Here is a 23,576-nt window from a genome sequence, read left to right as displayed (position 1 = left end):
CGACCCCGGCCCGGCGCCCCTCACTCGATAACGGCGGATTCCTTGCGTTCGGTGATGGGCCGGGCGAGCTCCTGCTCGTCACAGATGCGTTGCAGTTTCTCCAGCGTCTCGTCCAGACCGGCCCCGATCTTTCGGCCGGGGGTGAAGGTGGCCGGCAGCTTGCGCATGCCCTGAATGACGCCGATGGTCTCGTAGTGGACGGTGCCCTCGGGATCGCATACGTAGTCGGGCATCCGGTCAAGCACCGCGGTCAGCATCGATTTGAACACCGTGCGTGCCACGTTCGATCCGATGCACCGGTGGACACCCAGGCCAAAGCTGAAGTGCCGGTTCCCTTTACGGTCGAGGATGATCTCATCCGGGTCCTGGAACACCGACGGGTCTCGGTTGGCCATGGCCCACGAAATCCACAACCGCTCACCCTCTTTGAACTGGGTGCCATCGAGTTCGACGTCGTCGGAGAAGGTCCTGCCATCGCCGGGTGCCGGGGTGAAGTACCGCAGGAATTCCTCCGTCGCGGGGTCGAGCATGGTGTCGCGTTGCTTGCTGAGCAGCTCGCGTTGATCGGGGTGCTGCGAAAGCCATTCCAGTGAGTGGGCGGTCAGGGCTGTGGTGGTGTCGAAGCCACCACCGATGACCAATCCAAGGTTCCCCAGAATTTCCAGATCGGGAGCGGGCTCACCGTCGATCCGCATCTCGAGCAGGGCATTGACGAGGCCAGGCCGTGGGTTGTTGCGGATCTCGATCATGTTGTTGACGAGGTCGAGCCCCATCTGCCGGTGCATCTCGGTGACGCGCTGGATGTCGGGGGAGTGCTCGGGTGTGTAGATGGCCGCATGGGTTGGCTCGCTGTACATCTGCCAGTTCTTCAGCGGAATGCCCATGAGTGCCAGCGTCAGGACGGCCGGCACGACGTTGGCCAGATCGTCGACAAAGTCGATCTTGCCTGTCTCGATCTTCTCGTCGAGGCAGGCGCGCGTCACGTCGGCGACGAACGGCTCCCACCGTTTGACCGCGGCCGGCGACAGGTAGGGGTTGAGCACGTTGCGGTAAATACGGTGCTCGGGGTCGTCCATCTCCAGGATGCCGCCGCGCACACCGTTGATGCGGCTGGCCGTCGGGATCGAAATGCCCTTGTAGCCACGGCGTTCGTTGTTGACGTCGTGATCGTTCGACACGGCCGGGCAGCGGGCGAGCTCGAACACCTCGTGGCTGCCCGCGGCGACCCAATGGCCGCCGTAGGTATCGCTCCACGCCATGGGGCACTTGGCGTGCATCTCCTGAGTGATCGCGTTGAACCGCGTGCGGTACTCGGCGGTGTGCCGGTCGAAGTGATACCGATGCTTTTTACGATCACTGTCGCTGATGGCGTCGTCGACACTCAAAGTACTGTCTCCTTTGGTGTTTCACTCGGTGATGATGATGGCTTGCTCCGGACAGGACCGTGCGGCCTCGCGAACCTGGTCCTCCTTATCGGCCGGCACCACTTCGTCGATGGCCGACGACGTCCCGTCGATGTCGCTGAGCTCGAACGAATCCGGCGCGATCATCGAGCACAGAGTGTGACCCTGGCAGCGTTCTGGATCGACCCAGACCTTCACGGTTGTCTCCTTGCGACGGTTCCTTGCGGGCTGAAAGTTAGTTGCCGTAGTCGTACCACTTCAGATAGCCGCCGGCGTCGACACGCAACTGCATGCCGGTGACATACCTGGCCTCGTCGGAGGCCAGCCACAGCACGGCGTTGCTGATGTCTTCCGGTTCGACATAGGGAATCTTCATCGCCTGTTGCACGCCGAAGACCGGCTCGGCGTCCACCCGGGTGGGCTGTTCGAGGTCCGGCCGGAACGAGCGATACATCGGCTCGCTTTGCAGCATCGGGGTGTTCGTATTGGTCGGATGGATGACATTGGCGCGGACACCCAGCGGGGCGAGTTCGGTTGCCAAGTCGTGGACGTAGTGCGACAACGCCCGCTTGGAGTGGATGTAGGCCATGCCTCCGGGGTCGTTGCCGGGGTTGTCTTTCTTGGCGGTGTCCATCAGCGCAGCAGTGGATCCGGTGGCGATGATCGAGGCGCCGGCGCCCAGGTGCGGCAGTGCGACCTGAATGGCGTTGATGGTGCCGATCAGGTTGGTGTTGATGACGTCGCACCACGCCCGCAGCGGCGGCTGGCCCTTCATGCCGGCGACGCCGGCCTGGGCGACCACGATGTCGAGCTTGCCGAATTCGGCGAGCCCCGTGTCGAGCGCGGCTTGCAGTTGCGCGGCGTCGCGCACATCGGCTCGGGCGGTGACCACGGCTTGACCGGTCTTCTCGACGAGCCGGGCCGTCTCGTCGAGATCCTCGGGCGCGGCCATCGGGTAGCCGATGGTGTCGACGTCGCAGCACAGGTCGACGGCGATGATGTCGGCGCCTTCCTCGGCCAGTCGCACCGCGTGGCTGCGGCCCTGGCCGCGTGCCGCGCCGGTGACGAAGGCGACCTTGCCCGCAACGCGCCCGTGTGCGCCGTCTCCCACCGCTTCCCCTTCCGATTGGTTGCCGTAGACCACCGAGCGTCGTGACGGCTCAGGTGTTGCGACCGCCATTGACGCCCAATATCTGACCGGTGATGTAGCCGGCCTCTTCGGACACCAGGAAGGCGCATGCCGCCGCGATGTCTTCCGGCTTACCCATCCGTCGCACCGGCGTCCGCGCGATGGTCTCGTCGATGTCGCCCAGGAATCCGTTCTTCTCCGCTGCGCGCAACATCGGGGTGTCGATGAACCCCGGCGGCACCGCGTTGACGGTGATGCCGGCGGGGCCGTACTCGAGTGCCAGGGATTTGGTGAGCCCGTTGACCGCGGACTTGGCCGCCACGTAATGACTCATATAGGGCGCGCCGGAATGCGTGCTCGACGAAGAGATGTTGACGATGCGTCCCCACTGCGCCTCGATCATGTCGGGCAACACCGCCTGGATGGTGTGGAAGACCCCGTTGAGATTGACGTCGATCACCCGCTGCCAATCCTCGAACGTGATGTTGTTGAAGCGCTTGAATCCGTCCAGGCCCGCGGCGTTGACGAGAACGGTGACCGGTCCGAGCTTCGTGCGGATGGCCGCGAAGGCGTCATCCACCTGCGATCGGTCGGTGACGTCCGCGGTGAACGAGTAATCGTCGTCGGACGGTCGGAGGTCGATGGTGGCGACGTCCAGGCCGTCGGCGCGCAGGCGTTGCGCGACGGCAAGACCGATGCCGGACCCGCCACCGGTGACCACCGCAGTCTTCACGTTGAGGCCTCTACTCCAAAGGTGACCGTCTCAGCCACAAAGAATCTCGCTTGCAATTATGAGAACCTTACTCTCACCGGAGAGTGCGTTGCAACACACCCGGGAAACCCTGCTCGGCCTGCGTGGAGGCGTCCGGCGAGGCGACGGATCGGCGTTGGAGCCGCTGGTCAGCGGCGCGGCCGCATTCCTGAGAGCTTCTTGAATTATCGAGACTCGAATGTAAGATTCGCCCGGGAAGAGAATGAAATTATCGTGACCGTCACCACTTCAGGGGGCCCGAATGCCTGCCCAGGACACGGCAGAACCCGCCGCTGGGACCACAGCGACCATCGCGGACGCCGCCCCTGAGTCACACGTCGACCGCCGGCTCTTGATCGGTGGCCGGCTGGTCACCACCGACAAGACCTTCCCGTCGATCAATCCCGCCACCGGTGCCGTCATCGGCCATGCGCCGGACGCCGGTGTCGGACAGGCCCAGGCGGCGATCGCGGCGGCCCGCCGTGCCTTCGATACCACCGGTTGGCCCACCGACGTCGAGTTGCGGATCCGCTGCCTCGACCAACTGCATCAGGCGCTGATCGACCACGCCGAAGAGTTGCGTGAGCTGACCATCGCCGAAGTCGGCGCCACCCGAGCGCTGACGCAGGGCGCCCAGCTCGACGAGCCGATCGGCATCGTGCGCTTCTACGCCGACCTGCTTCGCCGCTACCAGTTCTCCGAGGACCTCGGCGAGAAAGAATCGCGCGGCATGCGCCATCACCGCTGGGTGGAAAAGGAAGCCGCCGGGGTGGTCGCCGCGATCATCGCGTACAACTACCCGAACCAGCTGGCGCTGGCCAAGCTGGCCCCCGCGCTCGCCGCCGGATGCACCGTGGTCCTCAAGGGCGCGCCGGACACACCGTTGGTCACGCTGGCGCTCGGCGAGCTGATCGCCAACCACACCGACATACCGGACGGCGTGGTGAACGTGCTCAGCTCCTCGGGTCCCGAGGCGGGCGAGGCGCTGACCACCAGTCCCGACGTCGACGTCGTCACCTTCACCGGATCGACGGCGGTGGGGCGCAAGATCATGGCCGCCGCGAGCGAGACGGTCAAGCGCGTCTTCCTGGAACTGGGCGGCAAGTCGGCGGCCATCGTGCTCGATGACGCCGACTTCGCCGGCGCGGCCATGTTCGCGGCGTTCAGCATGGTGACCCACGCGGGCCAGGGGTGTGCGTTGACGTCGCGGCTGCTGGTGCCGAGGTCGCACCAGGACGAGATCGTCGAGTTGATCGCGCAGAATTTCGCCAAGGTCCGCCACGGTGACCCGGCGGATCCGAAAACCTACATGGGCCCTCTGATCAACGAGCGCCAGCGGGACAAGGTCGACGGCATGGTCCGGCGGGCGGTGGTGGCGGGAGCGACCCTGGTCACCGGCGGCAAGCGGTTGGATCCCGGCTACTTCTACGCGCCGACGCTGCTCACAGGCGTCGATCCCGACAGCGAGATCGCGCAGGAGGAGATCTTCGGGCCGGTGCTCGTCGTCATCGCGTTCGACGATGACGACGACGCGGTGCGCATCGCCAACAACTCAATCTACGGACTGGCGGGCGCCGTCTTCAGCCGCGACCAGGACCGTGCGCTCGCCGTGGCGCGCCGGATCCGGACCGGATCCTTTTCGATCAACGGCGGCAACTACTTCGGCGCGGACAGCCCGTTCGGGGGCTTCAAGCAGTCGGGGGTGGGCCGCGAGATGGGTGTGGCCGGGCCGGAGGAGTTCTTGGAACGCAAGACTTATGCGGTTCCGGCGGTGCCGGCCTCGGCGGGGGCCTCGGCGTGAGGCCACTCGAGGGCATCCGGGTCCTGGAAGTCGCCATGTACGGGTTCGTCCCGTCGGCGGGCGCCGTGCTCGCCGAGTGGGGCGCGGACGTCGTCAAGGTCGAGCACGCGGTGACCGGCGACCCACAACGCGGCCTGCGGCAGACCGGCATGCTGCGCGTCGAAGGCGACCCGAATCCCAACATCGAACACGCGAACCGCGGCAAGCGCAGCATCGGACTCGACATGTCGGTGCCCGAGGGCAAGGAAGTCCTCTACGAGCTGTCCCGCCGGTCGGATGTGTTTCTGACCAGCTTCTTACCCGGCGCGCGCCAGAAGTTCGGGATCGACGTCGACGACATCCGCGCGGTGAACCCGACGATCATCTACGCGCGCGGCAGCGCGCTCGGCCCGCGCGGCGAGGAGGCCACGAAGGGCGGGTACGACATGACCGCCTTCTGGTGCCGGGCCGGAACCGCCGCGACCATCACCCCGGCGGGGATGCCGGGGATGATCGCGCCGCCCGGTCCGGCCTACGGTGACACCATCTCCGGCACCAACCTTGCCGGGGGAATCGCGGCGGCCCTGCTCAAGCGGGAACGCACCGGCGAACCGTCCATCGTCGACGTGTCACTGCTCGGCAGCGGGCTGTGGTCGATGGGTCACACCGTCGCGCTGACAAAGCATTTGGGCCAGCGATTGGAAGCGCCGCCGCCCGGCGTGCACGGCGCCCCGAATAACCCGTTGGTGGGCCTGTACACGACGTCCGACGGACGCTACATCTCCTTCGTGATGATGCAGCCCACCAAGTTCTGGGCCGACGTGTGCCGCCACGTCGACCTGCCGGAGCTGGCCGACGATCCTCGCTTCGCGACCGTTGAATCGATCGCCGCCAACACGGCAGACGCGGTGGAGCTCCTGACCAAGGCCATCGCGACCCGCACGCTTGCCGAGTGGAGCGAGCGCTTCGCCACGCTGGCGGGGCCGTGGGCGCCCGTGCAGGACACGCTGCAAGCCGTCGAGGATGCACAGGTTCGGGCGAACGAGTACATGGTGCACGCGGGCGAGCTCGACCTGGTCGCCAACCCGGTCCAGTTCAATGTGGCGGCGCCACACACGGGCCCGGCGCCCGGGTTCGCCGAGCAGACCGACGAGATCTTGATGGAGCTCGGACTCGACTGGGACCGCATCATCGAACTCAAGACGGCTGGCGCCGTCACTTAGGACCGGAGGTGTCCTTGATGTTTGAGCCGACCGTCGCGTCCGTTGCGACTCGGTCGCTGCGGCTGAGCGGCGTGCTGATGGGTTGTCCGATAACGGTTATGCAGTTTCCGTTCCGCTCGGAGGCGGCATGAGTCATAATCGCCGGACGCTTCAAGACACGCGGCTCCACGTTTTGAAGCGCCTACTCACGCAACAGAACGGAGGTCCCGGCGTGAGGATGGGAAGCGCCGCCATGCTGGCGATAGACGCCGAATTCCGGCCGTTCGCCAGGCATTTCGTGGGCGGCAGCATCCACTCCGGACCGTTGGTTGAGCCGAATCTACCGCAGCCGGTGCGCAACAACAAGACTGTCGGTCTCGTAGCGTGGGAAGGGGCCGCCGCCGATGGCGACTAGAGGTGCAGACCACTGGTCAGCGGGATTGCCGCAGCTGAAACTGAAGTGGGACATGTCGGGGGCGATGCAGGCCGTCGGAGCTCTGTTCGCAATGTCGGCCGACGCGGTCAAGTTCCTGTTCCGCCGGCCCTTCCAGTGGCGGGAGTTCTTGGAGCAGTCCTGGTTCGTCGCGCGGGTGTCGCTGGCTCCCACCCTGCTGGTGGCGATCCCATTCACCGTCCTTGTCAGCTTCACGCTCAACATCCTCCTGCGCGAACTGGGCGCGGCGGATCTGTCCGGCGCGGGTGCCGCGTTCGGTGCAGTCACCCAGCTCGGGCCGCTGGTCACGGTTTTGATCGTGGCCGGCGCGGGTGCCACGGCAATGTGTGCGGACCTGGGGGCGCGAACAATTCGTGAAGAAATCGACGCGATGGAGGTGCTGGGCATCAACCCGGTGCAACGGCTGGTCACACCGCGCATGCTGGCTTCCGGATTGGTCGCGTTTTTGCTCAACAGCCTCGTCGTCATCATCGGCGTACTTGGCGGCTACGTCTTTTCGGTGTTTGTGCAAGACGTCAATCCCGGCGCGTTCGCCGCCGGTATCACCTTGCTCACCGGCGTGCCCGAGGTGATCATTTCGTGCGTCAAGGCAGCGCTTTTCGGCCTCATCGCGGGCTTGGTCGCCTGCTATCGGGGCCTGTCGATCACCGGCGGGGGCGCCAAGGCCGTTGGCAACGCGGTGAACGAAACCGTGGTTTATGCCTTCATGTCCCTGTTTGTGGTCAACGTGGTCGTCACCGCGATCGGCATCAAGATGACGGCGAAGTAGGGGCTGCGCATGGCGCTGAGGGCGGCATATCCGCGATTGATCCGCGAACTCGAGAGGCCGGTCGCCTGGCTGGGCGGGATCGGCGACCACGCCCTGTTCTACGGTAAAGCGCTCGCCGGAGTGCCCTTCGCAGCTACCCGTTACACGCGCGAGGTCGTTCGACTCGTTGCCGAGATCAGCATGGGCGCGGGCACTTTGGCGATGATCGGCGGAACCGTTGTGATCGTCGGGTTTCTGACGCTCGCGGCGGGCGGCACACTGGCGATTCAGGGTTACACGTCGCTGGGCAATATCGGCATCGAGGCACTGACGGGCTTCCTGGCCGCGTTCATCAACGTGCGTATCGCGGCACCGGTGGTCGCGGGGATCGGTCTGGCGGCCACGTTCGGCGCCGGGGTGACCGCGCAGCTGGGCGCCATGCGGATCAACGAGGAAGTCGATGCGTTGGAGAGCATGGCTATTCGGCCAGTCGCCTACTTGGTGAGCACCAGGATCTTGGCGGGAATGCTGGCCATCACGCCGTTGTACAGCATCGCCGTCATCCTGTCGTTCGTGGCCAGTCAGTTCACCACGACGTTCTTGCTCGGACAGTCGCAGGGTTTGTACCAGCACTACTTCAACACGTTCCTGAACCCGATCGACTTGTTGTGGTCGTTCCTGCAGGCCATCTTGATGGCGCTCACCATCCTGCTGATCCACACGTATTACGGCTATTTCGCTTCGGGGGGGCCTGCCGGTGTGGGCAACGCGACCGGTAACGCGGTGCGCACCTCGCTCATCGTCGTGGTATCGGTAACGCTGTTGGTCTCGCTGTCTATCTACGGTACGAACGGCAACTTCAACCTGTCCGGTTAGCTCCAGGAGGTGGAACGGCAGTGACGCAGAGTGTGCCAGCGGGTCGCGGCGCGGTCGCCGGCCAACTCGTGCGCACCGGCCACGCGCGTCCACCGGCCGGGCGGAACTACCTGCCACCCCTGCTCGGACTGATCACCATCGTCATCATTGGCTTGATTTTCGCCGTGGCAGTGGGTCTGTTTCAGGGCTCGTTCACCGAAACCGTGCCGGTGACGGTGATCTCGCAACGAGCCGGCCTGGTCATGAACCCGGATGCCAAGGTCAAGATGCGCGGCGTGCAGGTGGGTAAAGTCGCCTCCGTCGAACCGCTGCCCGACGGCCAAGCGGCCATTCACTTGGCGATGGACCCGTCGCAGTTGCGCTTCATTCCCAGCAACGTGCTCGTCGAGATTGCGTCGTCGACGGTATTCGGCGCGAAGTCGGTGCTGCTGGTCGAACCCGACCAACCCTCGGCCAAGCGGCTACGCGGTGGGCAGACGCTGCAGGGCCAGCACGTGATGGTCGAGATCAACACGGTGTTCCAGCAACTGGTGTCGGTTCTGTCGGCCATCGACCCGCCGAAGCTCAACGAGTCACTGGGTGCGCTGGCACAAGCGTTCAGCGGTCGGGGCCCACAGCTCGGCCAGGCGCTGAGCGACCTGGATTCCTTTTTGGCCAGGCTGGAGCCGAGCCTTCCCGCATTCAGGCACGACCTCACCGTCTTACCGGTGGTGTCCAACGCTTATGCCGACGCGGCACCGAACCTGGTGAAGACCGCGGCGAACGCGACCCGGATCAGCAAGACGCTCGTCGATGAGCAGCGCAACCTGGATGCCTTGCTGATCAGCGCGATCGGCTTGGCCGACATCGGCAACAACGTCTTGTCGACCAACCGCCAACCGCTGACGAATGTGTTGCATCTGCTGGTGCCGACCACCGATCTGACCAACGAGTATCACGAGGTGTTCACCTGCGGTTTCGGCGGGCTGCTCAACATCGCGCACGGTCCGCCGCTGTCGGAACCGAGCATCAACATCTCGGCGAGCCTCACCTGGGGCGGGGAACGCTATCGGTATCCGACGAACCTGCCCAAGGTTGCGGCGACGGGCGGTCCCCAGTGCATGGGTCTGCCGAACCTGCCGTTCGACACGCACCCGAAGCAACTCATCGCCGATATCGGTGCCAACCCGGTGGGCTACGGAAACCCGCAGCTGCTGATCAACTCCGATCTCCTCAAACAGCTGTTGTACGGACCGATCGCCGGCCCGCCACGCAACTCCGCCATGGTTGGAATGCCCGGATGAGAACGCGTGCCACGCTGATCAAGTTCACGATCTTTGCGGTCGTGATGGCGATACTGACCGCCTTCCTGTTCTTCATCTTCGGCGAGTACCGGACCGGTGCGACAACGGGGTATTCGGCGGTGTTCACCGACGTGTCGCGTCTCAAGGTGGGGCAGTCGGTGCGGGTAGCCGGTATCCGGGTCGGCACTGTCAATAGCGTTGCGCTGCAGCCGGACAAGAAAGTTGTGGTGAAGTTCGACGCCGACCGCAGCGTCGTCCTCACTGAGGGCACCAGGGCGGCTGTCCGCTACCTGAACTTGGTGGGCGATCGCTACCTCGAACTCGTCGATGGCCCGGGCCCGACCAAGCGCCTGCCGGCCGGCGGTCAGATTCCCGTAAACCGCACCGCGCCGGCGCTCGACCTCGATCTGCTGCTCGGCGGTCTGAAACCCGTTACCCAGGGCCTGAATGCGCGTGACGTCAACGCCCTGACCGCAGGATTGCTGCAGGTCTTCCAGGGGCAAGGCGGGACTCTCGAGTCGCTGTTCGCCAAGACGACATCGTTTTCAAACGCCTTGGCCGACAACGATCAAACCGTGCAGCAACTGATCGACAACCTCAACATCGTGATCGGCACGATCTCCAAGGACGGCACCAAGTTCTCCGGCGCAATCGATCGCCTCGAGCGGCTCGTCAGCGGGCTGTCGGACGACCGCAACACCATCGGCTCCGCCATCGACGCCCTGGACAGGGGAACCGCATCGCTGGCGGATCTGCTGAGCAGCGCGCGGCCGCCGCTGTCCGGCACCATAGATCAGTTGAATCGGCTGGCGCCGATTATCGATAACGACAAGGACCGCCTCGACGCCGCAATCGGCAAGGCGCCGAAAAACTACCGCAAGCTGGTCCGACTCGGCGCGAACGGTGCCACCATCCCGTACTACCTATGCCAGTTGGAGCTCCGCGGCACGGATCTTCAGGGCAGGACCGTCAAAGCCCCCATATTTAGGTCAGATGCTGGAAGGTGCACGGAACCCTGATGCTCAAGTATCGCGGAACTGGGCTCGTCAAGGCCGGACTCATCGGCGTGGTTCTGGCGGTGATGGTCATCCTCGTAGGCCTGTCGCCCGACCGGTTCATCGCGTGGGCGACGATGGTCAGGTACCAGGCGCTGTTCACCGAAGCCGGCGGCCTTGCGACGGGCAACCCCGTGATCGTGTCGGGCGTCAAGGTCGGCACGGTGTCGGACGTGAAGCTGCGTCACGGCGATGCGCTGGTGACGTTCGTGATGAAGGGCAACGTCCTGCTCGGGTCGGAGACTTCCGCGCACATCCGCACCGGCACGCTGTTGGGCGAGCGGATGCTGGCGCTGGAGTCCGCCGGCAGCGGCACGATGCATCCGATGGCTCTCATCCCCGTTTCGCGCACGTCTTCGCCCTACTCACTGACGGAAGCGGTCAGCGACCTGACGACCGACACTGCCGGAACGAACACCACGGCGCTGAACCAGTCATTGGACACGCTGTCGGCGACGCTCGACCAGATCGCGCCCCAAATGGGGCCGGCCTTCGACGCACTCACCCGGTTGTCGCGCAGCCTCAACAGCCGCAATAAGAACCTGGGCGAGCTGTTCAAGAGCGCCGGCGACGTCACCGGGGTCCTCTCCGAACGCAGCCAACAGGTCAACAAACTCATCCTGAACTCCGACTCGCTGCTGCAAGTGCTGGTGGCGCGGCGACAAGAGATCGTGGACCTGCTGGCGAACACGTCGGCGGTGGCCAAACAGCTGACGGCATTGGTACACGACAACGAAAGCAAACTGGCACCGACGCTTCAGAGGCTGAATTCGGTGACCGCGATGCTGCAAAAGAACCGCGACAACATAAGCAAGGCGCTGCCGGGCCTCAAGAAATTCCAGATCACCGTCGGTGAGGGCATCTCCAGCATGTACGCCTATCAGGCGTTCGTCCCCAACTTCCTTGCCCCGCAACTCTTCCAACCGATCATCGACTACCTCTGGGGATTCCGCACGTTCGACACCAGCCGCGGTCCTGGCTACCCGTCGCCGCTGCCCCGGTCGCTGACTCCCTGGCCGTACAACGGTATTCCGGTGTGCCCGGGCTGCACGTTGGGCGGCAGGGTCGGAGGATCGCAGTGATCGCCCGGATCCCCCGCACGAGGCTGACGGTCGTGACGGCGATTGTCCTGGTCGGGCTCGTCGTCGCCGGAGCTGCCGTGCTCGTCCGCAACACGTTGCTTCGCCCCCAGACGATTACGGCCTACTTCACCACCGCCACCGCAATCTATCCCAACGATGAGGTGCGGGTATCGGGCGTCAAAGTCGGCAACATCAAATCCATTCAGCCGCAGGGCACGCGGGCCAAGATGATCCTCGAGGTCGACCGCAGTGTGCCTATTCCGGCGGACGCGAAGGCGGTGATCGTCGCCTCGAATCTGGTGTCCGCCCGTTACGTCCAACTCTCGCCGGCCTACCGAGACAGTGGGCCCGTCATGCGCGACGGGGCAGTCATACCGGTCGAACGGACCGCAGTGCCGGTCGAGTGGGACGAGGTCAAAACCCAGTTGATGCGCCTGGCAACGGATTTGGGACCCAAGAGTGGTGTATCGGGCACGTCGGTGGGCCGGTTCATCGACAGCGCCGCCAACGCGCTGGACGGCAACGGCGACAAGCTGCGGCAAACACTCGGTCAACTGTCAGGGGTAGGCCGCATCCTCGCCAACGGTAGCGGCAACATCGTCGACATCATCAAGAACCTGCAGACCTTCGTTGCCGCGCTGCGGGACAGCAACGTCCAGATCGTGCAGTTCAACGACCGCCTGGCCACGCTCACCAGCGTGGTCAACGACAGCAAGTCCGAGCTGGACGCGGCGTTGACCGACCTGTCGACGGCGGTCGGCGAGGTGCAGCGCTTCATCGCCGGGACGCGCAACCAGACCAGCGAGCAGATCGCCCGGTTGGCCGATGTCACGCAGGTCCTGGTCGATCAGCACATGGATCTGGAAAACATTTTGCACGCAGCGCCGAACGCGCTCGGCAACTTCTTCAACGACTACAACGCCGACACCGGAACCATCGTGGGGGGATTCGGAATCATGAACTTCGCGAACCCCACGTTTTCGGGTTTGATGGTTCCGCTGCCCGTGCCCGGCTGTACGGCACTCGGCGCCATCGAGAACGTCACCGCAGTGGAATCGGGCAAGCTGTGCTCCCTGTTCCTCGGGCCCGGGTTGCGGGTGCTCAACTTCAACAACCTGCCGATCCCCATCAACATTTTCCTGCAGAAATCGATGGACCCTTCCAACATCCTCTACACCGAACCGCGCCTGGCGCCCGGCGGCGAGGGCCCGAAACCCGGCCCGCCCGAGATCCCGCCCGCGGTGTCGGCTTACACCGGCTTGCCCGGTGATCCGGTCGGACCGCCGGGGGCGGTGCCGCCGGCGCGGATACCGGGCGCGGCGATGCCGCTGCCGCCCCCGCCGTCGACACCGATGCCACCCCCACCGCCCCCAGCGCAGAGCGCGTCAGACATGCTGCTGCCGGCCGACGGGCCACAACAATGATCGCCCGGGCTGCGGCGCGGCGGGTGTTCGCGGTCGGCTGTTGCGTGGTGGTGACGGCGACGGGATGCGCGTTCCACGGCATGAATTCGCTACCGCTGCCCGGCGCGGTCGGACGCGGGCCGGGGGCCAACATCTACCACGTCGAGCTCCCGAATGTCGGCACGATGGAGTCGAATTCGCCGGTGATGATCGACGATGTGGTAGTCGGCAGCGTCGGCACGATGAGGGTCAAGGGGTGGCACGCCGACGTCGAGATCTCGGTCAAGCGCGACGTCGTCGTCCCGGCCAATGTGGTTGCCACCGTCGGCCAGACCAGCCTGCTGGGGTCGATGCATGTGGAGCTCAATACGCCGCTCGGCCAGCAGGGAAGCGGACGCCTGCAGCCGGGCGCAACCATCCCGCTCAGTCGATCATCGGCCTACCCGTCGACAGAGCAGACGCTGTCGTCGCTGGGAGCCGTCGTCAATGGCGGGGGGCTGGGACAGATCGGCGAGATCATCCACAATTTCTCCGCCGCATTGTCCGGGCGTGAGGGCGCGGTACGTGATCTGATCACCCGCCTCGACACGTTCGTCGGAACGCTCGACGATCAGCGGGACAACCTCGTCGACTCGATCCAGGCGCTGAACCGGCTGGCCAGCACGTTCGCCGACCAACGCGACGTTCTCACCCAGGCGCTACAGAAGATCCCGCCCGCGCTCGACGTGCTTGTCAGGGAGCGGCCACGGCTAACGGCCGCCCTGGACAAGCTTCGCGTCTTCAGCAACACCGCCAACCGGTTGATCAACGACAGTCAGGCCGACCTGGTCAAGAACCTCAAGAACTTGGAGCCGACCATCCGCGCGATCGCCGACGTCGGACCCGAACTCGGCACGGCTCTCGCGGCCACGTTCGTGTTCCCGTTCACCCAGAACTTCGTCGACCGAGCGGTCCGGGGCGACTACTTCAACCTGCACGTCGATTTGGACTTGTCGATTCCACGGCTCAAGCGAGGACTGATGCTGGGGACCCACTGGGGGCAGCTGGACCAGCCGTTGGTGCCGGCCCCCGGGGACCCGTATTACCTGCAATACACACACGATCCGATGCATGACCCCCTGCGGCCACCGTGGGTCGATCCGGCGAGCCTCCCTCCGCTGCCCGGGCCTCCGCCTGCCGCGGCCCCGCTGCCCGGGCCCCCGCCGGCTACCGCACCGCCACCCGGGCCCGCGCCGGATACGGCACCGACGGAAGGTGGCGGATAGATGCTGACGCGTTTCGTTCGGATCCAGCTGGCCGTTTTCGCGATCGCCGGGACCATTGGCGTGATCGCGATGGTCCTCTACTACATCCAAGCGCCGACCCTGCTGGGGATCGGTCGGATGACGGTGACGCTGGAGCTGCCGGCCACCGGCGGCCTGTACCGGTTTTCCAACGTGACCTATCGGGGGGTCCAGCTCGGTAAGGTCACCTCGGTCGGCCTGACGCCGACCGGCGCGAAAGCGACTCTGTCGCTTAGCACTTCACCGAAGGTGCCCGCGGACCTGACAGCGGAGGTGCTCAGTGTTTCCGCGGTGGGTGAACAGTACGTGGACTTGCGGCCCAAGACCGATTCGCCGCCCTACCTGCACGACGGGTCGGTAATCGCCGCGCGCGACACGACGATTCCGCAGGCGGTCGGGCCGATGCTCGACCAGCTCAACGCCTTGGTCCAAAGCATCCCGAAGACCAAACTCGGCCAACTGCTCGATGAATCCTTCCAGGGCTTCAACGGTTCCGGTTACGACCTGGGATCACTGATCGATTCCTCACAGACGATATCCCGCGACGCCAACGGCGTCGTCGATCGCACCAGAGCCCTCACCGAAGACACCGGGCCGCTATTGGACACCCAGGCGCACACCACCGATTCGATCAGGACGTGGGCACGTAGTTTGGCCGGCATCTCGGATGTGTTGGTGAACAACGATTCCCACTTCCGGACCATCCTGCAGAACGGTCCCGAGGCGGCCAACGAAGCGTCCCGGCTGCTCGAACAAGTCAAACCCACGCTGCCGGTGTTGTTGGCCAACCTGACCACCATCGGGCAGATCGGCGTCACCTACCACCCTTCGCTGGAGCAGCTGCTGGTGTTGCTGCCGTCTGCGGTTGCCATCGAGCAGGCCGCCGCGGCGCCAAACCATCCCGAGGGAACGGCCCAAGGCGACTTCGCACTCACGATCGACGATCCGCCAATCTGCACGGTCGGTTTCATGCCACCCAACACGTGGCGATCCCCAGATGACCTGACCGACATCGACACGCCGGACGGCTTGTATTGCAAACTCCCGCAGGATTCACCGATCGGGGTTCGCGGTGCCCGCAACTATCCGTGCATGGGGCACCCGGGCAAGCGCGCGCCCACCGTCGAAATCTGCAACAGCGACAAGCCATTCATGCCGCTGGCGATGAAACAGCACGTCCTCGGCCCCTACCCGCTTGACCCCAACCTGCTCGCCCAGGGCGTCCCGCCCGATGACCGGGTTACCGTCAACGACAGGATCTTCGGCCCGGTGGAGGGAACTCCGCTGCCGCCGGGGGCGGTGCCGCGTGGCACACCCGCGGGGCCCCGGGGAGAGAATCCCCCACCGGGGACGGTCGGAGCGGCTGTACCGCCCGTGCCGTCGTCGGGACCACCTCCGCTGGCGCCCATGTCGAGAATGTCGGCCGACCTTCCGCCCATAGCGCCCCTCGACGTCCCTGCGCCCGGCGAACTTCCCCCGCCGCCCGCCGCGCCCGCCGCGCCCGCTCCTCCCGATGCCGCACCGCCCGACACGGCCGGCGCCGGAGATCCGCAGGCTGCGCCAAGCTCATTCGGTGGCGGGACCGGTAAGCCGGCGCCATCCGTCACCATCGCCCAGTACGACCCACGCACGGGTCGCTATGTCGGTCCGGACGGGAAGTTGTACCAGCAGTCGGATCTCGTTGCCCCGAAGGCGCCCAAGACGTGGCAGGACATGCTTCCCACCTGAAACCGCCGCGCAGCGATCCGGCACCCCCAGCGCCCGAAGGTGGGGCGAGGTAAGTCAGTGGGAACGCCCGGTCAGCCTATTTTGTCCAGGCGCAACGGCATCGCGATGTCAAGCCACTGGTTTTGCCCGCAGGCACCAGACGGGCCGACCGTCTTGTCCTTTCCGGCGTAGGTCGACGACCCGAGTTGATATCCGCCGTATTGGTTCACCGGATAGAAATAGTAGGTCTGCTGTCCCGGGTACGCGGTGCCGTCCTCGCAGCGCTCCCAGTCCCGCACCTCGCGCTTAACTTTCCACATCTCCCCGTCATTCATATATAGGGGAGCGCTCCATCCCTGGTCGCTGGTCACTGTGCCGTGGCATTCCTGGAACGTGATGCACGTCGAACTGATCGTCCATGTCTGGACGACCGTCGGCTCGCCGAAGTACTGATCGTTTCGTTGGGCCCAATCGCCGATGGAGGTGGCGCGGAACGTCCCGTTGACGGCCACTTCTTCCTTGGTCGTCGCCCGGGCTATGGATGCCGTGCCCAAACCGCCGAATACGGTGGCAGCGACCAGCGTTGCGGTGGTGAGTGATCGAACTGAACGCATCAGGTGCTCCTCGACGCGAATAACCCGATAGTGCCTACGGCAGCTTTTCGGCATCGGTTGCGGCGTTCTCGCGCGATGAGAATAACACCGGCGTCCCCGGTCGGGTACCGATTGAACCGAAAATGGCAAGCGGTCACGTCAATGGGTCCAATTTCGATATCAGCCAGGAACCCTTGACCTTCGTCAACGTCACCCGGGCGCTGTTGGCGGTTGTCTGCGGTTGTGGCTTGTCCTTGCTTGTGGCGGTCTGGTTGATGAATACCAGCACGACCGCTGAATCGGAGTGCAACTCTGAAACGGCGGCCCGAACCACCTGGGCCGTCTCCGTGACGTGCTTCTGCTGTGCCAGCACGGCGATCTGTTCGGTGAATTTGGTGTAGTAGGCGAGGAAATTACCCGTGAGATATGACTTCGCCTTGGAGAAATCGCGGTCCAGGTTGTCGGGGTCGTACGACAACACCGCCACCGAACCTTCCGACGCCGCCTGGATTGCCCGGTGTGCCGCCGCGTCGCCGACTTGCTGATCGGGCCGGTACAGAACGAAATACAGACCGCCAGCGACGCCCATCGCGGTAACGACCAACAGTGTCGCGACTACTGAACGCCACCGCCTCACACACCGGCGGATCCAGCGCTTGATCGTGGCCAGTGCTTCGGCGCGAGCCGGTCCCGCCGAAGGGGGTGAGGACGCCATCTCGTCGGACGGCGTGGTTTCCCTGCCGTCCAGCGACGAACCTTGCTCGACAGTCATCGCAGGAAATCGACTTTCGACATTTTGAGCTGGCCGCCGTCCCGCGTGAGGCCAACGCTGATCCGCCACACGACAGGTGGCCGATGTGTGTTGTCCGCATTGATGACATCGGATCTCGCCGCGACAAGCACGACCGCCGAATTGTCGCTCATCGACTCGACCGCGACGGCTTCGACGGTGGCCTTGCTGCTGACCTTCGATTCCTCCGTCTGCTTGGCCATAATTGCTGACATCGCCGACATTTGGGCCTTGAAGTCGCCCGTGGAGTCGTCGATGATGCGCTGGTAGTCGTCCCTGGCATGGTTGGCGTCAATCGACATCAGCTCCGTGGCACGTTGCGCGGCTGCTGCAGTGAACTCCGCCGCGAGGCGTTGTTTGTGCACGGTAATGCGGTGCTGCCACACCATGTAACCGCTCGCCGCGAGCGAGGCGGAGGCGAGCATGATGCCCACCCCGGCGGCGATTGTTTTCCGCCCCGGGCGTCGAAGCCACCGCGGTCGCCTGGGCCGCCGCGGCAGCCGCAGTCGCGCCCGGGGCGACTCGGCCGGGCGCTGCCCGGCATCTTGGGAAGCGGCGCCGTCGTCCGCGTCCCCGGTCTCGGCTATCCCGCGCAGTCTTGCGAGGCGTGCCCGAGCTGCCGCCGCGCGCGCTTCAGCCTCGGCAACTTCGTCTTCTGCTTCGGCTTCCGAGACGGCCGCTCCGGCGCCGGGGTCGGCCCCGTGGCTGGTGTCAGGTCCCTCCGGGTCGTGCACGGAGAATGAGCTTATCACTTCGGCACGGCCTCAACGGCGTCGTCGTACGGCCGCAATCGTGGCTCTCACGTGCGGAAATGCTTACCCGCCAGGGAGCGAGGCGGTGTGGGTTGGGGTGGCCCGGCGCCGACGGCCGTTCGGTTCGGGTGATCTTCTCCAAGGAGGAGAATTTTCTTTTCGGGTGTGGCAAAGTAATCGGGTGCGATTCTTCGTGGCAATGGCTGCCGCGTTGCTCGGCGTCGGCGTGCTGGCCGCGCCGCCATCGTCGGCCGGGCCGACCGTCTGCGACTACCCCGCCTGCACCCCGGGCATCATGCCGCATCAGGTTTTGGGCGCCCCGTGTGAAAACACCACCTACTACGCCTTCGGCGTCGCCGACGGTTACGTTTCGTTCGCCTCGGAGCCCGGACGGCTGATGTTCTGTGGTTCGCCGAGGAGATACCAGCCGCGCTGGTTCCGGTCGCCGCCGATGGCCGGCGTCAAGGAGGAAGGCGCCAGCTGCCAGAACTACCAGAACTACGTCGCGCAGGCGCCCGATGGCCTGTTCCTGGTCTGTTTCGCCCACGACGGAATGTTGACCTGGGTCCGCGCCGACACGTAGCCGCACCGGTTGCGTTCAGCCGGATGCCACACGGACCGGGATGGTCAGCCGCGGTCTTCCCGCGGGAGACCTAGCAGGCGCCGGCTCAAATCGGTGACCCTGGCGAGCAATGTGTCGTCGTCGATGTCGGCAACCAGCGGATGCATGACGGCGGTGCTCAGCGCGCCGGAGAACATGGCCGCCTCGATCCGCCCGTCCAGCCCCGCATCGCTCAGCAGCACCCGGTACAGACGGTCCATGAAAAGCTGAAACGGCTTGTGCTCGGCCAGCAATCGGACGACGACGGGATCGAATTGCAGCGTGCGCACCAATCGGCGGTCGCGCACGGCCATCTCGATCACGCGCACCAACAAGGCATCTCGTGCTTGGGGGCCGTCGTCGTATGCCTCGGCCTCCTCGAGCGCCGGCTCGAGCCGGCCGAGTTCGCGCTCGGTCACGGCGATCACGATCTGCTCTTTGGTCCGGAATTGATGGTAGACAGCAGCTTTCGTTACACCGACCGCGTCAGCGATCATCTGCAGCGATGTGCCGCTGACACCGTGTGTGGCGAACAGATCCAGCGCGGCGTCGAGCACCCGCGTCCGTGCCGCGCTGTGCTCGATCAGCCAGAATTGCGTGTCGGCGACCGGTTGTCGTGCTGTTCCCACGCACCGAGACTAGACGATGCTATTGACCCAAGCTAGCCGATCGGCTAGCTTCGCTGACTAGCCGTGTTTAGCTAGCCGATCTCGTAGGGGAGGGGTGCTGATGTCGGACGTCGACGGTGGTGATGCGCGAGGTCGGCGGTCGACGCGGGCTGCGGTGCGGCGGACCGACGGTGAGCTGATACTGCTGTGGACTCTGCCCGCTGCCTTGATCCTCTGGACCGCCTCGTTCTTTCTCTTCCCGGGTTTCAATCCGCCGATGTCACCGACGATGCCGGCAGAACAGGTTGCCGCGTTCTATCGCGATCCGGCGCACCTCCCCGAGATCCGGTACAGCATGATCCTGTTCAACTGGTTCGGCGTCTGCCTGGTGCCGGTCCTTGCCCTGATCGTCCTGCAGATCGGCAGGATGGCGCATCGGACGCCGATCTTCTCCTACGCGATGCTGGGCTGCGCCGCCGGCGGTCCGACGCTTTTCCTCGTCGCGAACGTGTGCTGGCTGCTGGCTGCCTTTCGTCCCGAACGCAGCCCCGAGCTGACCCAGTTGCTCAACGATTTCGGCTGGGTCACCTTCACGATCCTGGTTCCGTTCCTGATCGGCCAAAGCGTGATCCTTGCCCTGGCAATCTATTTCGATGATCAGCCGCGTCCGGTCTTCCACCGCTGGGTGGCCCACTTCAACCTGCTCGTTGCGGCCGCGCTGGTACCCGCCGCGTTCGTGGGCGCGACGCTGACCGGCCCGCTGGCCTGGGACGGCTTCTTGTCATTCTGGGTCAAGAACGTTGCCATAGCCGTCTGGATCGTCGTGATGGGCGTCGTGTTGGGCCGGGCTGTTTATCGTGAGCGAGCCGAGATCCCCAGGCGCGGAAGCGAGTTGGTCGACGCATGAGCGCGGTGATCACGCCGCCGGCCACGCCCCCTGCAGGGCCGCTGCATCACCGAATCGGTTGGCACCTGCGGCGTGGCCCCAAGCGCGAACTGTGGCTGGCGTGGACGATACTCGTCGTCTTCTACAACATCTTCTTCCCGGTGTTCTTCATCGTGGCCCAAGTCCAGCCCCCGCCGCAGCCAACCTGGGACCTCGCGACGCAGGTCCACTGGTTCCACGAGCGCCACCTCGGGATACCCGTCGGCTTCGGCGTGATCTTCGCGATCAGCGGGATGATCGCGATCAACAATGCCCTGATCGCGTATTCGATGCGGCGAATGTCGGTCAGCCCGGCGTTCGCTTATTCATATCTGATCATCTACTCGCTCAGCGCGATTCCCGGCATGCTCCTGCTCAACATCGCGCTGATCGTGGGGACGCTGCGGCCCGAGCGTGACCCCGAAGCGGTCGGCTGGCTCTACGACTTCGCCTTCCTGTCTTTCGACGGAACCATGGGGGTCTTTCTGATCGGCTCGCTGATCTGGATGGCCGCGATCCTGCTCGACAAGAATCGCGTCTTCCCCAAGTGGTTCGGCTATCTCAACCTGTGCAACGCGCTCACCGAGGTCGTCGTGGCACCCTGCTGGATCTTCCGGCGGGGCGTGTTGGCATGGGACGGTCAGATCGCCTGGTGGCTGGACATGGTGGTGTTTGGTGTCTACCAAATCACTTTCATCGTGATGCTGTTTCGGATGATTCAGCGTGAAGATTTCGGTGCCGGGCCCCTCCCAGAGCTCAAGCCGGACCCCGCGCCCACAGCGGTGGCTGCGCAATGACCGACCTGGCCGACAAGAACGGTCGTGCCCGGTTCGTGCCCGGCCAGCCCGACATGTGGGCATTCGTTCTGTTCGAAACCCTGGTCTTCACAGGGTATTTCGGCTTCTATCTGTTCTATCGCGCCCGCAGCCCCGAGCTCTTTCTGCACTCTCAGGCCCAACTCGACCTGCGCATCGGAGTTCTCAACACCCTCGTCTTGCTGCTGAGTTCCTGGTCGGTGGCGCGGTGTGTCCAGTCGGCCCGCGCGGGCGCCTACCGTGCGGCGCTGCGGGACGTATTCATCACGGCCGCGTTCGCCACGGTGTTCCTCCTCTTCAAGGTGTTCGAGTGGGTCCGGTTGGTCCGCATGGGAAATGGCCTGGACAGCAACGACTTCTTCACCTACTACTTCTTTCTCACCGGCATCCACTTCGTGCACCTGCTGATCGGCTTCGTCGCGTTGGGCATTGTGGTGTATCAGCTTCGGAGCCCCGCGAGGCGATCTCAAGAGCTGGTCGAAACGTGTGCCACCTACTGGCACACGGTCGACTTCTTGTGGGTGCTCATCTTCGCGCTGCTCTACGTGGTGAGGTGATCGAGATCAAATTCAACAAGAGGCTCTTGGCGGTGTGGGTGATCCTGGCGTCGCTCACGCTGGGCTACCTCTGGATCGACCACTGGGCCGCGGGTTCGCTCAAGTCCAGCGCGGTCGTCACGTCGAGCGTCATCGTGATCGCACTCATCAAGGTGCGCATCATTTTTCGCGAGTTCATGGAGGTCCGGAACGCTCCGGTCCTGCTGTGCCGGCTGACCGACGCCTGGGTGGTGGTGATGGCCGCCGCCCTGCTCGGCTGCTACTTCGTCGGCATGAACCTGTGATTCAGCCCGCGATCGCGACCGCGTCCGCGGTGCTGAACGTGAGGTGGAGTTCGCTCAGGCCGCGCAGGATGTACGTCGGCTCGTAGGTGTAGTGACGCTCCCCGGCCGGCCCGTGGTGGGCTTCGTCGATCTCGATGTGCGACATCCGATCCAGCAGGCGCTCGATCGAGACGCGGCCCTCCACGCGTGCGAGCGGCCCGCCGGGGCACGAGTGGACGCCGCGGGCAAACGCCATGTGTTCCCGCACGTTCTTGCGGTGCAGGTCGAACTCGTGCGGGTTCTCGAACCGGCGCGGGTCGCGATTGGCGGCGCCCGGCAGCACCATCACGACGGTGCCCACCGGGATGTCGACACCGCCGATGGTGGTGGCCCTGCGGGCCAGCCGCGAGTCGCTCTTAACCGGGCTATCCATCCGGAGCGACTCCTCGATGAAGGCGGGGATCAGGCTGCGGTCCTCACGCAGCTCCTGCTGGATGTCCTGCCGGTCACCGAGCACCTGCAGGGCGGCGCTGAGCAGCTTCGCCGTGGTCTCCTGGCCGGCGGCGAAAAGGAACGTCGCCGAGCGAACCACCTCGATGACGGGCGGCGTCGAGCCATCGGGGTACTTCGCCGACGCCAGCGAGGTCAGCACGTCGTTGCGCGGTTCGCGCCGCCGGTCCTCGATGTAGTTGCAGAACTTGTCGTCGAGCCACTCCAGCGGGTTGATGCCGACCGACTCGTGATCCAGTGCCCCGACCCGGGCGCCCGGACGGTCGGCGCCCAGGACGGTGCGGAACTCCTTGTGGTCCTCCTCCGGCACGCCGAGCAGGTCGGCGATCACCAAGGTGGCGAACGGCTTTGAGTATTCGGCGATGAACTCGCACTCACCGATGCCGAGGAACTCATCGAGCTGACGGTCGGCAAGGCGCCACATGAACTCCTCGTTCTGCTTCAGCCGGCTGGGGGTCAGCAGTTTCGCGAGCACCGACCTGGCCTTGGTGTGTTCCGGCGGGTCCATCGTGACCATGTGCTCGTTCATCGGGAAGTAGCTGCGGTGCTGGTCGATCTGTGGGCTGATGTCGTCGCCTTCGGGCACAAAAGGCAGCGGGGGGAAGGGGCCGCCGAGCGCGACGATGTTGGAGAAGGTGTCGGGGTCCTTGTAGACCTCGGTGGCTTCTTCGTAGCCGGTGACGGCGACAACGCCGTGGTGGGGCAGACGCAACACCGGGTTCTGACTGCGCAGGTAGTCGAAGTACGGGTGCGGGTCGGGTACCAGAGACGGGTCGGTGAAGAAGTCGATCGACTCGTAGTCACTCATCGGATTGCGTCTCCCTGGGCTTGGATTACCGGCTGTGTTCGGCGGCAGGCTGTGGCGCCCCCGATTTCGAAAATCGCAAATATGCTGAGCACCTGCTTAGCATGGCGGTAATGTCGGGGTCAAGATCGCCGCGCCAAGGCAGCGCGATGACCTGGCTACGATCTGACTAGGTCGACAGCGTTATTTCGAGAGCGTGGG

Annotated in this window: 25 protein-coding genes; 16 read left to right on the top strand and 9 right to left on the bottom strand. The window is 64.9% G+C overall.

Features of this window, described 5'->3' with window-relative positions; genetic code table 11:
• Window positions 1-20: 20 nt before the first annotated feature.
• From KXD96_RS25050 to KXD96_RS25035, 4 genes are read right to left on the bottom strand one after another with little or no spacing between them, the layout of a single operon-like run.
• A complete protein-coding gene (locus KXD96_RS25050) occupies window positions 21-1,385 on the bottom strand; it encodes a cytochrome P450 (protein ID WP_260741246.1) in 1,365 nt (454 codons plus the stop codon).
• 21 nt (window positions 1,386-1,406) lie between these two features.
• Window positions 1,407-1,601 carry a ferredoxin gene (locus KXD96_RS25045; protein ID WP_260741243.1) on the bottom strand — a complete coding sequence of 65 codons (195 nt, stop codon included), beginning with the start codon at window positions 1,599-1,601 and terminating at the stop codon, window positions 1,407-1,409.
• Window positions 1,602-1,638: 37 nt separating this feature from the next.
• On the bottom strand, window positions 1,639-2,514 hold the full coding sequence (locus tag KXD96_RS25040) for a mycofactocin-coupled SDR family oxidoreductase (RefSeq protein ID WP_260741240.1): 876 nt from the start codon (window positions 2,512-2,514) through the stop codon (window positions 1,639-1,641).
• A gap of 49 nt (window positions 2,515-2,563) precedes the next feature.
• Window positions 2,564-3,265 (bottom strand): SDR family NAD(P)-dependent oxidoreductase, encoded by a 702-nt coding sequence (locus KXD96_RS25035; RefSeq protein WP_260741237.1) that lies wholly within the window; start codon window positions 3,263-3,265, stop codon window positions 2,564-2,566.
• A 280-nt stretch (window positions 3,266-3,545) separates the two neighbouring features.
• Between KXD96_RS25035 and KXD96_RS25030 the strand changes: the two genes are divergently transcribed.
• From KXD96_RS25030 to KXD96_RS24980, 11 genes are all read left to right on the top strand, one after another.
• Entirely contained in the window at window positions 3,546-5,084 is a 1,539-nt protein-coding gene (locus KXD96_RS25030; protein ID WP_260741234.1) for an aldehyde dehydrogenase family protein, read from the top strand.
• The gene (locus tag KXD96_RS25025; RefSeq protein ID WP_260741232.1) at window positions 5,081-6,286 is read left to right on the top strand and encodes a CaiB/BaiF CoA-transferase family protein; all 1,206 of its coding nucleotides are present in this window, start codon (window positions 5,081-5,083) and stop codon (window positions 6,284-6,286) included. The genes KXD96_RS25030 and KXD96_RS25025 overlap by 4 nt, the downstream gene beginning before the upstream one ends.
• 211 nt (window positions 6,287-6,497) lie before the next feature.
• Window positions 6,498-6,680: a hypothetical protein gene (locus KXD96_RS25020; RefSeq protein WP_260741230.1), complete on the top strand. Its 183-nt coding sequence runs from the start codon at window positions 6,498-6,500 to the stop codon at window positions 6,678-6,680.
• Window positions 6,670-7,488, top strand: a complete 819-nt coding sequence (locus KXD96_RS25015; protein WP_260741228.1) for an ABC transporter permease — start codon at window positions 6,670-6,672, stop codon at window positions 7,486-7,488. The genes KXD96_RS25020 and KXD96_RS25015 overlap by 11 nt, the downstream gene beginning before the upstream one ends.
• 9 nt (window positions 7,489-7,497) lie before the next feature.
• Window positions 7,498-8,343, top strand: a complete 846-nt coding sequence (locus KXD96_RS25010) for an ABC transporter permease (RefSeq protein ID WP_260741226.1) — start codon at window positions 7,498-7,500, stop codon at window positions 8,341-8,343.
• Between the two features lie 20 nt (window positions 8,344-8,363).
• The gene (locus KXD96_RS25005; RefSeq protein ID WP_260741223.1) at window positions 8,364-9,626 is read left to right on the top strand and encodes an MCE family protein; all 1,263 of its coding nucleotides are present in this window, start codon (window positions 8,364-8,366) and stop codon (window positions 9,624-9,626) included.
• Complete coding sequence (locus tag KXD96_RS25000) at window positions 9,623-10,645, top strand: MCE family protein (protein ID WP_260741220.1); 1,023 nt, start codon at window positions 9,623-9,625, stop codon at window positions 10,643-10,645. The genes KXD96_RS25005 and KXD96_RS25000 overlap by 4 nt, the downstream gene beginning before the upstream one ends.
• Window positions 10,645-11,763: an MCE family protein gene (locus KXD96_RS24995; protein WP_260741218.1), complete on the top strand. Its 1,119-nt coding sequence runs from the start codon at window positions 10,645-10,647 to the stop codon at window positions 11,761-11,763. Before KXD96_RS25000 ends, KXD96_RS24995 begins: the two co-directional genes overlap by 1 nt.
• Window positions 11,760-13,187, top strand: coding sequence for an MCE family protein (locus tag KXD96_RS24990; protein ID WP_260741216.1), 1,428 nt, complete (start codon window positions 11,760-11,762; stop codon window positions 13,185-13,187). The genes KXD96_RS24995 and KXD96_RS24990 overlap by 4 nt, the downstream gene beginning before the upstream one ends.
• Window positions 13,184-14,431 (top strand): MCE family protein, encoded by a 1,248-nt coding sequence (locus tag KXD96_RS24985; RefSeq protein WP_260741214.1) that lies wholly within the window; start codon window positions 13,184-13,186, stop codon window positions 14,429-14,431. The genes KXD96_RS24990 and KXD96_RS24985 overlap by 4 nt, the downstream gene beginning before the upstream one ends.
• Window positions 14,432-16,177, top strand: coding sequence for an MCE family protein (locus tag KXD96_RS24980; protein WP_260741213.1), 1,746 nt, complete (start codon window positions 14,432-14,434; stop codon window positions 16,175-16,177).
• Between the two features lie 71 nt (window positions 16,178-16,248).
• Here the strand turns inward: KXD96_RS24980 and KXD96_RS24975 are convergent, their stop codons facing one another.
• The 3 genes from KXD96_RS24975 to KXD96_RS24965 all read right to left on the bottom strand — a co-directional run bounded on the left by KXD96_RS24975 (window position 16,249) and on the right by KXD96_RS24965 (window position 18,273).
• Complete coding sequence (locus KXD96_RS24975) at window positions 16,249-16,770, bottom strand: hypothetical protein (RefSeq protein WP_260741211.1); 522 nt, start codon at window positions 16,768-16,770, stop codon at window positions 16,249-16,251.
• A 133-nt stretch (window positions 16,771-16,903) separates the two neighbouring features.
• Window positions 16,904-17,521 carry a hypothetical protein gene (locus KXD96_RS24970; RefSeq protein ID WP_260741209.1) on the bottom strand — a complete coding sequence of 206 codons (618 nt, stop codon included), beginning with the start codon at window positions 17,519-17,521 and terminating at the stop codon, window positions 16,904-16,906.
• Window positions 17,518-18,273 carry a hypothetical protein gene (locus KXD96_RS24965; protein WP_260741193.1) on the bottom strand — a complete coding sequence of 252 codons (756 nt, stop codon included), beginning with the start codon at window positions 18,271-18,273 and terminating at the stop codon, window positions 17,518-17,520. Before KXD96_RS24965 ends, KXD96_RS24970 begins: the two co-directional genes overlap by 4 nt.
• 217 nt (window positions 18,274-18,490) lie before the next feature.
• On the opposite strand from KXD96_RS24965, the gene KXD96_RS24960 reads away from it, so the two are divergent.
• Window positions 18,491-18,874 carry a hypothetical protein gene (locus KXD96_RS24960; protein WP_260745545.1) on the top strand — a complete coding sequence of 128 codons (384 nt, stop codon included), beginning with the start codon at window positions 18,491-18,493 and terminating at the stop codon, window positions 18,872-18,874.
• 44 nt (window positions 18,875-18,918) lie between these two features.
• Here KXD96_RS24960 and KXD96_RS24955 read toward each other — a convergent pair whose 3' ends face one another.
• Window positions 18,919-19,521: a TetR/AcrR family transcriptional regulator gene (locus KXD96_RS24955; protein ID WP_260741190.1), complete on the bottom strand. Its 603-nt coding sequence runs from the start codon at window positions 19,519-19,521 to the stop codon at window positions 18,919-18,921.
• A 100-nt stretch (window positions 19,522-19,621) separates the two neighbouring features.
• Here KXD96_RS24955 and KXD96_RS24950 point away from each other — a divergent pair, with 100 nt between their 5' ends.
• From KXD96_RS24950 to KXD96_RS24935, 4 genes are read left to right on the top strand one after another with little or no spacing between them, the layout of a single operon-like run.
• The gene (locus KXD96_RS24950) at window positions 19,622-20,407 is read left to right on the top strand and encodes a hypothetical protein (RefSeq protein ID WP_260741187.1); all 786 of its coding nucleotides are present in this window, start codon (window positions 19,622-19,624) and stop codon (window positions 20,405-20,407) included.
• The gene (locus KXD96_RS24945; RefSeq protein WP_260741185.1) at window positions 20,404-21,222 is read left to right on the top strand and encodes a hypothetical protein; all 819 of its coding nucleotides are present in this window, start codon (window positions 20,404-20,406) and stop codon (window positions 21,220-21,222) included. Before KXD96_RS24950 ends, KXD96_RS24945 begins: the two co-directional genes overlap by 4 nt.
• A complete protein-coding gene (locus KXD96_RS24940; protein WP_260741183.1) occupies window positions 21,219-21,797 on the top strand; it encodes a cytochrome c oxidase subunit 3 family protein in 579 nt (192 codons plus the stop codon). Before KXD96_RS24945 ends, KXD96_RS24940 begins: the two co-directional genes overlap by 4 nt.
• Window positions 21,797-22,081 carry a cytochrome C oxidase subunit IV family protein gene (locus KXD96_RS24935; protein WP_260745544.1) on the top strand — a complete coding sequence of 95 codons (285 nt, stop codon included), beginning with the start codon at window positions 21,797-21,799 and terminating at the stop codon, window positions 22,079-22,081. The genes KXD96_RS24940 and KXD96_RS24935 overlap by 1 nt, the downstream gene beginning before the upstream one ends.
• A gap of 1 nt (window position 22,082) precedes the next feature.
• On the opposite strand, the gene KXD96_RS24930 is transcribed toward KXD96_RS24935, so the two are convergent.
• On the bottom strand, window positions 22,083-23,378 hold the full coding sequence (locus KXD96_RS24930; protein WP_260741179.1) for a cytochrome P450: 1,296 nt from the start codon (window positions 23,376-23,378) through the stop codon (window positions 22,083-22,085).
• Window positions 23,379-23,576: the final 198 nt, after the last annotated feature.

The organism is Mycobacterium sp. SMC-2, assembly GCF_025263485.1.
GTDB lineage: Bacteria > Actinomycetota > Actinomycetes > Mycobacteriales > Mycobacteriaceae > Mycobacterium.
The sequence above is the reverse complement of the archived record's forward strand: the minus strand, read 5'-3'. Positions and strand labels throughout refer to the sequence as shown.